13 protein-coding genes are annotated in these 12,994 nt (G+C 44.1%); 12 read left to right on the top strand and 1 reads right to left on the bottom strand.

Going from position 1 to position 12,994, the window contains the following annotated elements:
• Positions 1-190: 190 nt before the first annotated feature.
• Positions 191-544, top strand: coding sequence for a FlxA-like family protein (locus tag MKY87_RS18995; RefSeq protein ID WP_091038950.1), 354 nt, complete (start codon positions 191-193; stop codon positions 542-544).
• Positions 545-704: 160 nt separating this feature from the next.
• On the opposite strand, the gene MKY87_RS19000 is transcribed toward MKY87_RS18995, so the two are convergent.
• Positions 705-2,060: an MATE family efflux transporter gene (locus MKY87_RS19000; protein ID WP_340965710.1), complete on the bottom strand. Its 1,356-nt coding sequence runs from the start codon at positions 2,058-2,060 to the stop codon at positions 705-707.
• A 162-nt stretch (positions 2,061-2,222) separates the two neighbouring features.
• On the opposite strand from MKY87_RS19000, the gene MKY87_RS19005 reads away from it, so the two are divergent.
• The 11 genes from MKY87_RS19005 (at position 2,223) to MKY87_RS19055 (ending at position 12,847) form a co-directional block, all read left to right on the top strand.
• Complete coding sequence (locus MKY87_RS19005) at positions 2,223-2,957, top strand: class I SAM-dependent methyltransferase (RefSeq protein WP_340965712.1); 735 nt, start codon at positions 2,223-2,225, stop codon at positions 2,955-2,957.
• Between the two features lie 230 nt (positions 2,958-3,187).
• On the top strand, positions 3,188-3,766 hold the full coding sequence (locus MKY87_RS19010; protein WP_289391060.1) for an RNA polymerase sigma factor: 579 nt from the start codon (positions 3,188-3,190) through the stop codon (positions 3,764-3,766).
• Positions 3,763-5,046 (top strand): hypothetical protein, encoded by a 1,284-nt coding sequence (locus MKY87_RS19015; RefSeq protein WP_340965713.1) that lies wholly within the window; start codon positions 3,763-3,765, stop codon positions 5,044-5,046. Before MKY87_RS19010 ends, MKY87_RS19015 begins: the two co-directional genes overlap by 4 nt.
• 58 nt (positions 5,047-5,104) lie before the next feature.
• Positions 5,105-5,563 (top strand): DUF523 domain-containing protein, encoded by a 459-nt coding sequence (locus MKY87_RS19020; RefSeq protein WP_340965714.1) that lies wholly within the window; start codon positions 5,105-5,107, stop codon positions 5,561-5,563.
• Positions 5,564-5,757: 194 nt separating this feature from the next.
• Entirely contained in the window at positions 5,758-7,503 is a 1,746-nt protein-coding gene (locus tag MKY87_RS19025; protein ID WP_340965715.1) for a methyl-accepting chemotaxis protein, read from the top strand.
• A 211-nt stretch (positions 7,504-7,714) separates the two neighbouring features.
• Complete coding sequence (locus MKY87_RS19030) at positions 7,715-8,392, top strand: NAD(P)H-dependent oxidoreductase (RefSeq protein WP_249913872.1); 678 nt, start codon at positions 7,715-7,717, stop codon at positions 8,390-8,392.
• A gap of 183 nt (positions 8,393-8,575) precedes the next feature.
• A complete protein-coding gene (locus MKY87_RS19035; protein ID WP_340965716.1) occupies positions 8,576-8,998 on the top strand; it encodes a MarR family winged helix-turn-helix transcriptional regulator in 423 nt (140 codons plus the stop codon).
• A 165-nt stretch (positions 8,999-9,163) separates the two neighbouring features.
• Positions 9,164-9,745: an NAD(P)H-dependent oxidoreductase gene (locus MKY87_RS19040; protein ID WP_340965717.1), complete on the top strand. Its 582-nt coding sequence runs from the start codon at positions 9,164-9,166 to the stop codon at positions 9,743-9,745.
• Between the two features lie 114 nt (positions 9,746-9,859).
• The gene (locus MKY87_RS19045) at positions 9,860-10,171 is read left to right on the top strand and encodes an ArsR/SmtB family transcription factor (RefSeq protein ID WP_036668255.1); all 312 of its coding nucleotides are present in this window, start codon (positions 9,860-9,862) and stop codon (positions 10,169-10,171) included.
• A 160-nt stretch (positions 10,172-10,331) separates the two neighbouring features.
• Entirely contained in the window at positions 10,332-11,366 is a 1,035-nt protein-coding gene (locus MKY87_RS19050) for an LLM class flavin-dependent oxidoreductase (protein ID WP_340965718.1), read from the top strand.
• Positions 11,367-11,686: 320 nt separating this feature from the next.
• Positions 11,687-12,847, top strand: a complete 1,161-nt coding sequence (locus MKY87_RS19055; protein WP_036614215.1) for an AI-2E family transporter — start codon at positions 11,687-11,689, stop codon at positions 12,845-12,847.
• Positions 12,848-12,994 lie beyond the last annotated feature (147 nt).

The raw sequence follows: 12,994 nt of genomic DNA on the forward strand, positions 1-12,994 counted from the left end.
CAGCATTAATATTTCATTTATATGAAGACTCTCTGTATTAATAATTGGACTACGGATTAATGCTGATATACATACTTCCATCTGATCAACTTCTGACTCTTAGCTCGTTCAGCAACCTTTCAGTTGGATTTAACGTACGTTTCAATGGAATAGGGTATAGTGAAGCCAAGTAAAGAGGAGGAGAACTATAATGAATATATCTTCTACAGCCAGCTCCACAACATCATACATATCGACATCTTCGAGCTCCGACAATTCAAGTAGCTTGGAGAAACAAAAGTCGAAGCTTGAGGCTCAACTGGAGAAAGTACAATCCAGCAAGGACGATGAGAAGACGAAGGATACAAAGACCAAACAGCTTGAACAACAGATCAAACAGATTGAGGCACAGATTGCACAGCAAAGCTCTCAAGGAGCCGGTACAACCGTTGCTAAGGAGGCGCCACCTGCCCAACCTCCATCCAATGGAAAGGGTGTAGCTACCCCAAAGGAAATTGCTAATGCAACAACAGATAGTAATGGCCGATTTGATATACGTATCTAGTTGCTTACATCTAATGTAGGATAAAACAAAGCCCTGACCGATCTATATTAATCGTGCAGGGCTTTGTTTATTTGTCTGTTAAATTATTGATGAGGTCTACCTACATGCTACCTTCGTATCATGTATCTTCTATCTGATGCCGCTATATTATCTGTTACCGTTATTCAGACTGCAACGCGTGTATTCGATCCGTAAGGGATCGTTTTCTATAGTACAGGGCTATGGTTGCAAGAACCAGCATTTCGGATAGCGGTACGGCAAGCCATACACCCGTGACACCAAAGAATGAAGGCAGAATCGCAATCAACGCTATCATGATAATCATTTCACGCGCAGCTGTAATCCAGATGGCCATTTTGGCATTACCTACAGATTGGAAATAGGTACTCATGACAAAGTTAACACCCATAAACACATAGGCAAATGTAAATATACGTAATCCGTAAATGGCATTATCCGTTACGCCGCTGCTGAAGTTTCCAAAGATTTGCACGAAATAAGGTGCACCGATCTGAACAACAATCAGTAACAATAATCCGCATGCCAGAGCTGTTTTAGTGGCTAAACGTATCGTTTGTTGTACCCGTTTAATCTGATTGGCACCGTGGTAATAGCTGATCAGAGGTTGGGCAGCGGATGCAAGACCCAGGAAAGCCAACAATACAACACCATGAATATAGTTCAACACGGTAAAGGATGCTACGCCATCCGTACCCGCAATGCGGTCCATCGAGATGTTATGGGAGACTGAGAAGACCGACATGCCAAGTTCAGCCAGAAAGCTGGGGAAACCAATGAGTAGAAGGGAAGCCAGCAGTTTGTTGTTCCATTTGAACCGGGTAAACGTGAGATTATTTGTTTTTTTGAAAAAGTGAGTGAACAGAACAAGTAGCGCAAGAGACGCCGATACAATTGTACCGAGGGCCACACCGCGTACACCCCATTCGAGTACATACAATGTTACATAATTGATGATGATATTGGCCACAGCAAACGTAATCTGAGCGTACATTGATGTGTTGGGATTCCCATCGTTTCGTACAAAGACAGAGAGTGCATTCTCAATGGTGAAAACAAACCCGAACAGTAACATGATATTCATATAGTCCGAAGCAAACGGGAAGGTCTCGGCGTTAGCACCGAGGGAGTATACCAGCTTGTCTTTGAACGTAAATGCAGTATATCCAATGGCTATCGTAACTAACATAATGAGCATAATAGATTTGGTGAAAATTTGTTTGGCTGATGTGATATCTTTTCTACCCATCGCGTTGGAGTACAAGGTTGCCCCGCCCATACCAATCCACAGTGACATGGCAACAAAAAGCGTGTAGACAGGAGAGGCAATGCCGATCCCGGCCATCGCGGTAGAGCCCAGTTTGTGTCCAACCATAATGCCGTCGATAATAAAATTAAAAGCAACTACCAGCATCCCCAATACAGAAGGCACGAGGTAGCTTATAAAAGCTTTACCTACAGATTGCCCTTCCAGTGGATGCGTCCATTTCGTATTCATATTAACCTCCGTTAATAAACTGAATGTTCATTCTGTATTAAATAATACTGAACGTTCGTTCTGTATGATAACACGGCTTGAATTCTCTTGGCAACTTTTGCGTTTAAATATCGTTTATGTGGTAGAGTAGGTGGATATTTATAAGGCGGGAGGAATCGCTTAATGAAACAAAATAAATACGATGAAGTTGAGTTTTTTGATAACTACATTAAGATGGCTCGTTCTGTTCAAGGGCTGGATGCAGCTGGGGAATGGCATGAATTGCAGACCCTTTTGCCTGAGTTGAAAGACAAACGTGTGCTGGATTTGGGATGTGGTTTTGGTTGGCACTGCCGGTATGCGCGAGAGCAACAAGCGAGTTCAGTGATCGGTGTAGATCTGTCTGAAAATATGCTTCAGCGTGCTCGTGAAATGACGGACGATCGGCAGATCGAGTACAAGCAGCTGGCGATTGAAGATATTGATTTTGCAGCTGGACAATTTGATGTTGTCATTAGTTCACTTGCCTTGCATTATATTGAGCGGTTAGACACGGTGTATGCTAAGATCAATGATTGTCTCGTAGAAGGGGGCACACTTGTACTATCTTCCGAACATCCCATCTTCACCGCTCGTGCTGCGCAGGATTGGCATTACGGACCCGAAGGTGAGATCCTGCACTGGCCCGTGGATGATTACCACGATGAAGGGAAACGTGTGGCGAACTTTTTGAATCAGGATGTGGTTAAATATCATCGTACACTGGCAACACATATGAATGAACTCATTAAGGCCGGGTTTGCCATTCAAAAGGTGGCTGAATCCAAACCATCACCGGATATGATTGAACAGGTTCCTGGCATGCGAGACGAGAATCGGAGACCGATGTTTCTGATGATTGCTGCGGTTAAAGTATGATGTAGAAAGTGATTCGTTAGACTAGAGGGCAGAAAGAAACTGAGGAAGTGGAGCGTTCGCATAAAAGCTTTCTGATAGAGATTTCTAACTAAGCAAACTTGAAGGAATCAGCGTGTTCAGAGATGTTGAACATGCTGTTTTTTTATTTTGCTACAATAATAAGAAATAATGTCCAGAACAGGGAACCAAACCACAGTAGACTCAGTCATATTAAGTGAGGTGAACAACAGTTGGATGATCAATTACTGGCACAGGCTCAGACCATAGACAATTACACACTTAGCAGCATAATGGATGACTACGGAAATGACGTGTGGAATTACGCTTATTTTCTGACAAAAAGTGCCGAACAGGCAGATGAATTGTCGCAGGAGGTATTTATTCGAGCGTACTCGGGGATCGCTCATTATCGTGGAGATTGCTCACTGAAAACATGGCTGTTGACGATTACTAGAAACACGACTTTTACATATCGAAAATCCAGATTCTTTCGTAGCAGTCTGTGGGGAGAGACGTTACCCATTGAGACAGAGCGTGGGGGTTCGGGCCAAAGAGTCATGATTGCAGAGCAGCCTGCACATCCTTCGGCCGAGATGGAAGTGATGCGTAAGGAGCATATCCATGAAATCTGGGATATTGTTCTGGCGTTGCCAAAGAAGTTCCGGGAGATTCTTTTACTGAATCTGAAATATGAGCTTACGACGAGTGAGATTGCTGAGATGTTGAAAATCAGCTTAGGCACAGTAAAGTCCAGACTATCCCGAGGTAAGGATAAGGTACGGAAACAATGGGAGGAGCGAAGCGAATGAGACACAAGGATGAGCAATGGGAAAAGGAGATCCGGAAGGGACCGTTTGCGTCGTCTCCTTTTACAGAGGATCACAAGCGGAATGTGCTTCAACAGGTGGAGTGGAGGAAGAAGTCGGAAGAGGGAAGCAAGGGAGATAGGTCAGAGGACAGTTCCAGGTCATCCAGGCCGTTTAGACAGCAAGTAGTCAACGCTTCACACAAACGTCGCACTAGAAGAGGGCCTCTTGTTGCAGGTATGGGTGCATTGGTTATTGCTGCGGGATTGTTCCTATGGATCTGGGATGATGGACAGCTGGTGAAACCCGTAATCGAGCAGGTCTATCCGACAGCAGCGTTACAGTTATCCGATGATTTGAACACGAATCTGCTAACCGACAAAATGAAAAGAAATGTTGCGACTACGATGCGAGACGATCTGGGTAAGCAGCTGCGGGTCACAAAAGTGGAAGACTTGCCTGTGTCCGGCAGAATATATGTAGAGGCTGGAAAAGAAAGTGAGAAGGAGTACGCGCAGATATGGCTCGATGCGGCAACAGGCAATCTGCGTGAAGTAGGAATGAGACGTGAAATGCAGCCAAGCGAGTTGGAGCATCGTTATCTGCGTCAAGTTCCATCGCTTTTGCAAAGTATAGGCAGTACTCCAACGCTTAAACCTGCATCAGTCCAACGTTTTGTAAGTATGAAGCAAGGGGAATTGGAGCCGATATCACATACGACATTATGGTTAGAAAATGAGACTGGCGATGGTTATGGGGAGATTGTATGGCAACAGGACGAGGCTGTATCGATCACAGGCGACCTTAGTCCTGATCAGGTATCCCAGGTGGCGCTGGCGGATGCCAGAAACGCGATTGAGGCTCTGTCTGGTAAAGCCAATCTTGATCTGGTAAGAGCAAGCCGAAGCAAAGATGATGAACTCGGCAAGGATACAGTCTCCTTTTCCTTTAAAGATAACTACTTTGTCCAGATGACCGAAGGAAAAGCGGGCTTGGGTTATACGGTTGGGGATGCTAATCACTATGAGCAAGACTTTGCAGACTGGGAAGAAATAGAGACTTATTATCAGGAATTATATAACATACAGGAGTCTCTTCTTAGAGGAGAAGTAGAACCTATAATTAATAAAATATTTAAAATAGATCTTCAAGCGTATAAACTTCACCGTAATCCTGACCATCCAGGCATGGTCACATTTGAACTGGAGTCGAGCAAGGATGTTTTTCAGGTTGAATATAGGGAAGATGGACGGATCAAGATGATCACCAGAGGCGAGTTATAGGGCTGACCTTATATGTTACAATTTACTTCACAGATGGAATGGGTATAAGGAGATAACGATGAAATATTTGGTGAGTTCATGTCTGGCAGGGGTAGCTTGCCGTTACAATGGAACAGCGAGCCTGGATGAGAAGATTCAGGAGCTTGTGGAGCAGGGGCAGGCTAAGATGGTATGTCCGGAGCTGCTTGGCGGATTCTCCACTCCACGGGAACCGGCTGAAATTATTGGTGGCACGGGTAAGGACGTACTGGCAGGCACTGCAAAAGTGATCGAGAAAAGTGGCAAGGACGTCACAGAGCTGTATATTAAGGGAGCCTATCAGACGCTCGAATGGGCGCGAGAATTGAATGTATCGTGTGTGGTATTGAAGGAGTTCAGTCCGTCCTGTGGTACACAGATGATCTATGATGGGAATTTTGCCAATCACAAGGTAACTGGAGAAGGTGTCACCTCAGCATTGCTGCGACAAGAAGGATATACCGTCATTTCTGAGAATGAATGGATGGAGCAACTATAGGTCGCACAGATATCGTTTCATATTCACAGAAAAGCCGCTGGATTATATCCTGGCGGCTTTTCTGCTGTCTCCCATTACTTTTCTCATTAAAAGAATAAAGTCGATTTTCCTGAAATGCTAACAAACAGTATGTATACATACGATAAATATATAAGATATATATGGATATCAACTACATAAGCGGGGGAATACTCATGTCAATTCAGTCTAAGTCAAAATATAAGAAAGGAAATAAACTCAAAAATATAAAATTAACAACAACGATGATCATCATGACTGTAATTAGTCTAATCGGCTTGTTTACTGTCTTTCTGATTGGGATTTTCGGAATGAACGAAGCAAAAATGGGACAAGGTATCCTCTACAATGACCGCTTTCAGCATCAAACCAATGTTCTTGAATTGAAAAGTAATTTCTATAATATGCGTGCCAATTATACAAAGGTTCTTGATAATGCAGAGTATACCGACAAACAGTACGATCAGGTTCAGAAAGGTAAGAAGAGTATCACAGATGGCTTGAATGAATTTTCAGCAAGAACATTGGATACCAAAGAAAAAGAGATATTTGCAGATTTGGTAGCAAAGATGGATACATATTATCAGGATATTGAGCAAATCATGGATACCAAAAAGATGTCGGGCACCTACGATAGTGAAGAAAGAGGAAGAATTAACAAAAGCAGTACAGCGATTGTGGAGACGATCACCCTTTTGAGTGCGCATAACGAAGAAGAGTCAGCCAAGCTCTATGCGGATACACAGGAAGTGATTCAGCAGCGAGCCTTGGTGCTCGGTTCGGTACTTTTGCTTTCACTTGCAGCACTCATTCTTATTTCATTTGTAATGATTCGCAGTATACGTCAACGAATGAAAGCAATCACCCGTTATTGTGAAGAAATAACGCAAGGTAACTTAACGGCATCCTTAGACCCGCATCTAACACAGGGAAATAATGAGATAAGTGTCATCGCACGAGCTATTCGTACAATGACTGATTCCACAACAAACGTCATTCGTGGTGTAATTCAGGAATCTCATCATATCAACCAGGTTAGCGATCTTACCAACCAGAACATGGCTGGTCTGAATGAACGAATTCGTGAAGTATCAGCTACAGTTGAAGAACTCTCTGCTGCAATGGAAGAGGCTTCAGCCCATACGGAAAATATGAATCATTCAGCTAATGAGATGCAACAAGCAGCTGAATATATATCGGAACGGACATCTAAACAAGCAGAGTCCGCCTATGTGACCAGCACGAAGGCTGGAAAGTTGAAGCAGGAAGCCCGCGAATCTAGTCGAGCAGCCATAGACATGTATGATCATACGAGTAAGAAGATGTCAGAAGCGCTGGAACGTGCAACAGCTGTAGATCAGATTGGTATATTATCTCAGTCTATTTTGGATGTTACGGCACAGACCAATCTGCTTGCACTCAATGCATCCATTGAAGCTGCAAGGGCTGGAGAAGCAGGCAGAGGTTTTGCGGTTGTTGCAAGCGAGATTCGAAAGTTGGCTGATGATTCCAGACAGGCTGCTGATCAGATTCAGCAAGTCACGGAAGAGGTTATGCAGTCTGTAACCAATCTGTCCTCGAATGCCAAAGAGTTGCTATCCTTTATGTTCAATCAGGTTGGCAAAGATTATAAATTATTGGAGGATACAGCTGAACAGTATTATGTCGATTCCCTTGATCATGCCAATGCAGTTAAAGATCTCAATGCAACCTCACAACAAGTGACTGCGAATATCAAAATACTAGTGGGCTCCATTCACGAGATTGCATCAGCCAGTGAACAATCCGCCGCATCCAGTCAGGAAATCGCAGGACATATGGTCGCCTCTGCTGCGCAATCTGTGGAAGTAGTTAAACAATCTGATCAAGTCAAGGATAGTGCATTAAATCTGGATAAGCTGGTTCAAGATTTCAAGATTTAAAAGGAAAAGAGTCATAGATAATCTACTAGGACCATGTAAGCGTCCTGGTGGATTATCGCTGTATTTCTCCAATACTTACTTTTATAAACCAAGAAACAATAATGTGCGTACTTTTAATTTATATGCATAGGACCTAAACTAATACTTGAGATGAAACCACTTAAACATTATTGTTCAACATAAAAAATCTATAAAAAGGACGTGGAGTTTCATGGAAGTTACAGCAAAGTCAAAGACAAAGGAAGACATCTTAAAGGCATATCATTTCCGGCATGCAACAAAGATATTTGACGATACCCGCAAAATCTCGGATGAGGATTTCCAATTTATATTGGAAACAGGCAGATTATCTCCAAGTTCCATTGGCCTTGAACCGTGGAAGTTTCTGATTGTACAAAATCCGAACCTGCGTAAGCGTCTGTCCGAAGTCTCTTCCGGCGCTCAAAAGCAATTGGCTACAGCAAGCCATTTTGTTGTTATTTTGGCCCGATCAGATGCCAGTTATAATTCTCCTTATGCGGAGTACATGTTGAAGGAAACAAAGGGAATGCCAAATAACGTATTTGAGCTAACAAGTGAGGCTTATGGAAAGTTCCAAAATAACCAGAAAATTCTGGATAATCCACGATCATTATTTGACTGGGCATCTAAACAGACTTATATTGCACTTGGCAACATGATGACGGCGGCAGCTCAGATCGAGATTGATTCTTGTCCAATCGAAGGTTTCAGCCGTGAGGACGTACACCGTATTATGGAAGAAGAAGGCTTGCTGGAAAATGGCGCATGGGGCGTCTCTATGATGGCAGCCTTCGGTTATCGGGTAGAGGAGCCCCAGCGTGAGAAGTCCCGACAATCCGTTGAGAAAATCACGCAATGGATTAACTGAATTCAGCATGGATTCAACTTGAATCCAAAAATGATGATCTAAGATCTCACATTATAGATCAGGATCAAAGCATACTCGAAACAGCCCGATATTTTCCACATGCTAGAAAAGGGTGGAAAGGGCTGTTTTTCTTTTTATAAAAAAGAACTTGAAAATACATAGATGTCTATGTATAATGAGGTCATGCTAAAATACAACGCAATTGCACTGATTGCAAGAATCAGGGACCATGTCAACAAACGGATTGTACACGAATTGGAACAGCATGAGGTAACAGGGATTGTTCCTTCTCATGGGGATGTATTGATGTTCTTGTACCGGGAAGAGACGCTGTCGATCAAGATGTTGGCTGAACGTGTTCAACGCACGCAACCAACGGTAACGGTACTGGTCAACAAGCTAGAGAAGCTTGGCTATGTTGAACGCAGCAAGAGTGCCGAAGATAGCCGAGTGACGATGATTCGCCTAACCGAACAGGGGAAGCGACTCGAACCGATCTTTCATCAGGTATCAGAGCAGATTAATGACATCATCTATAGTGGCTTGTCCGATGAACAGTCAGAGCAATTGGAGAGTTTGCTATCCATTATTGTCCGAAAGTTATAATTAATGAACTCTTCTGTCTGCAACCCTTCCAGATTTGAATGGGTGGAGGCAGAGGAGCCCGAATATTTTTTTAACCACATACATAGATATCTATGTATGTGGAACGTATCAATGTAACCCCATTTTCGCAAGCTAACTCAAACCAAACCTGGAGGGATTCACACTATGAAACATCTTATCGTATATGCTCACCCGCACACAGACAGCCTTAATAACGCAATCCTCAATACTGCTGTAGAAGCTCTCGAAGCTCAAGGCCATGAAGTGGTAGTTCGTGACTTGTATAAGCTTGGATTCCAACCCGTACTGACTGAAGCCGATACAGCTTCCATGCGAGCAGGACAGACACCACAGGATATCGCTACAGAGCAACAGTTTGTTACAGATGCAGAAGCCATTACATTCATCTATCCGATCTGGTGGACAGGTCTTCCTGCCATTATCAAAGGATATGTTGACCGTGTATTCGCCTATGGTTTTGCGTATGCAGCGGGTGAAGCGGGAATCGAGAAATTGCTGACAGGCAAAAAAGGACTCATCATCAACACACATGGTACACCAAGTGAAATTTATGATCAGATTGGTATGACTGCTGGGTTGAAAGTTACCTCAGACGTAGGTATCTTCGATTTTGTAGGCATTGAAGCCGTAGATCATCTGCTCTTTGGAAGTATTGGATACCTGGATGCACCCGCATATCAAGCCATGTTGGATCAGGTTAAACAAACGGTTACAACCAAATTCTAATATGGATGTTGATTCCAAATACGGATTCCATATGATACCAGACCGACTCGATCATGAGTCGGTTTGTTTGTTCATGTGTTTGCAAAATGGTTGAAAGGGGGTATAATCGTACCCATGGAACCTATACTTATATTCAAAGCATTATCGAACGAGACACGTAGACAAATCTTGTTGTGGCTCAAAAACCCGGAGCAACACTTTCCACCGCTGGAACTATCTCAGCATCCGGATGGTGGCAAGAACGGAATCTGTGTTGGCACGATTCAAGTGAAGGCTGGACTGGCTCAGTCGGTTATATCCAGTTATCTGCTGACCATGCTCAAGGCAGGGTTGCTGCTCTCCGAGCGAAGAGGACAATGGACGTATTATCGGCGCAACGAAGAGACGATTCGTCAGTTTGCCGAGTACGTGCAGAACGAGTTATAAGCCGGATGCCGGAACGGAAGCTAGGATGCACATGCAGGCAGGGATTCCGTCCGGATGTAAACGGCTAGTTTTATCATCACATCACCATATTCAGTTGTGATTTAATTAATCTATATATCTGGATATACAAAAATATAATCATCGAGGAGATTAAACGATAATGACTACAGAAAATACAGCTTCATCCCATAAAGAACATATTAATGACGTTAAGCTTTCCATCCTGGATTTGGCTCCTGTTGTAGTGGGTGCAACACCTGCTGATGCTTTGCGCAACAGCCTGGATCTGGCACAGCATGCTGAGCGTTGGGGATATCACCGTTACTGGGTAGCTGAACATCACAACATGCCGGGTATTGCTTCTTCCGCAACTTCGGTCGTTATTGGATATCTGGCTGGTGGAACCAAAACGATTCGTCTGGGTTCAGGAGGCATCATGTTACCTAACCATGCACCGCTTGTCATCGCTGAGCAGTTCGGCACACTGGAATCCTTGTATCCTGGCAGAATTGACCTGGGACTGGGTCGCGCACCAGGTAGTGACCGCCGTACATCGCTTGCACTACGCAAAGATCTGAACAGTGGGGAAGATTTCCCTGAGCTTTTGGCAGAACTTAGAGCATACTTTGATGCTTCGGCGACATCTTATCATGCGCCTGTTCGCGCAGTTCCTGGAGAAGGATTGAATATTCCAATTTATCTCTTGGGGTCCAGTGATTTCAGTGCACGTCTGGCAGGTCAGCTGGGATTGCCGTTTGCTTTTGCCAGCCACTTCTCGCCCGATTACACCCGGATTGCACTAGAGACGTATCGAAATAATTTCCAACCATCTGATAGCTTGAAGGAGCCACATGTGATTGTTGGTGTTAACGCTGTTGTTGCAGATACAGACGAGGAAGCCGCATGGCTGGGTACAACGATGCAACAGCAGTTCCTAAACATTATTCGCGGCACAACGGGATTGGTACAGCCTCCGGCAGAGATGGAAGGCAAATGGACGGATCGTGAGAAAGCTGGTGTGGAGCAGACGCTGAAGGCAGCTGTTAATGGTTCGCCAGAAACCGTACGTGGACAGTTGGGATCCTTCATTCGGCAGACGCAGGCAGATGAGCTGATTATTACGTCGATGATCTATGATCATAAGGCACGTCTGCATTCCTATGAGTTAATCGCACAATTGGCGGGAAAAGCCTGATCTTAAATTTTTCAGCATAAAAGCTGCTTAAAGGTAAGTTATAGATACAATTTTACGGTTCGTCTCCCAATGAGGCGGGCCGTTTTTGAATAGGGAGAATTTGCAAATGTTTCGTGTGGGGCAGAAGACTCATTTTGGGGTAAAATGACTTTACCGGTTTAATTTGAAACGGTTAATCAGCACCATACGTATAAATCCAGAGTGTTATACATATGTTGGCTTGTACAAGGTACTTTATTTTATTCGTGTGTAAGGGGCGTTTATCTAGATTTACAGTTTGAATTTTTAATTAAGGATACATGAGAGAGGACGACACGCCTATGGAGCAACCTGAGCAACCCCGCGTTTGGCCGGAGCGGTTCAAGCGATTTTTTCTTAACAACAAGTTTGTGCTATTTCTGCTAATTCTGCTGTTGGTGGGACTGAATGTCATGGTTCTGACCAAAGTATCCTTTGTTCTTCATCCGCTCGCAGTACTCATCAAAACCATTGTGTTACCTATTATTCTGTCAGGCATACTCTACTATCTGCTGAATCCGATTGTGGATGTGATGGAGAGGTGGAAAATCAAGCGCGGCTGGTCCATTCTGATCCTGTATCTTGCGATTGGAGGCATTCTGACAGTCGTAGTATTGGCGGTCATTCCGGTTGTGCGTAACCAGATTGTGGGGCTGATTGAAAATTTCCCAACGTACAGTGAGACGGTAAAACAGCAGTTTGAGGAGCTTACGGGCAGTAAATTGTTCGGTCAGTTCCAGGAAACGGTGAATCTGAATTCGCAGGACTGGTGGGGAACAATCTCCCAAAAGGCTACTGAAATTCTGAACTCGACCTGGACCAAATTGGGTGGATTCCTCGGAGCTTTCACGGAGACCGTGCTGTCCATCGTAACGGTTCCGTTCATTCTGTTCTATCTGCTAAAAGACGGCAAGAAGCTGCCAGCGAAAATTCTGTCTTTCCTGCCGATCAAGAGCCGTACGGGCGCAATGCATGTGCTGGAAGATATCAATCACCAGATCAGTTCATTCATTCGTGGACAGATTATCGTCAGCTTTTGCATCGGTATTCTGCTCTACATCGGTTATATGGTCATTGGTCTGGATTATGCACTGATTCTTGCAATTATCGCATCGTTCACAAGTGTTGTTCCGTATCTGGGACCTGCAATTGCGATTACACCAGCATTGATCGTGGCACTCGTCACTTCCCCGGTGATGCTGCTGAAAATGGTTGCCGTATGGACGATCGTACAGTTAATTGAAGGTAAATTCATCTCACCACAGATCATGGGTAAAACGCTGAAAATCCATCCGATCACGATTATCTTTGTCATTCTGACTTCGGGTAATCTGTTTGGAGTCGTGGGCATTCTGCTCGCTGTTCCAGGATACGCGGTGCTGAAAGTATGTGTATCGCATATCTTCAACTGGTTCAAGGACAGATCGGGCCTTTACGATCCAAACAAGAACAATCTTTTATAACCAAAGTGGCAAGTTCCAATGGATAGTTAATCTGAAGATTTAGTCACTTTGTATTTTGTATAAAACGGTGCCCTTACCAAGAAGAACCCCCGTCTATCGGTATATAGCCGAGAGGCGGGGGTTCTTCTGCATGAACAAGCTTGGCTG

The organism is Paenibacillus sp. FSL R7-0198, assembly GCF_038000415.1.
GTDB lineage: Bacteria > Bacillota > Bacilli > Paenibacillales > Paenibacillaceae > Paenibacillus.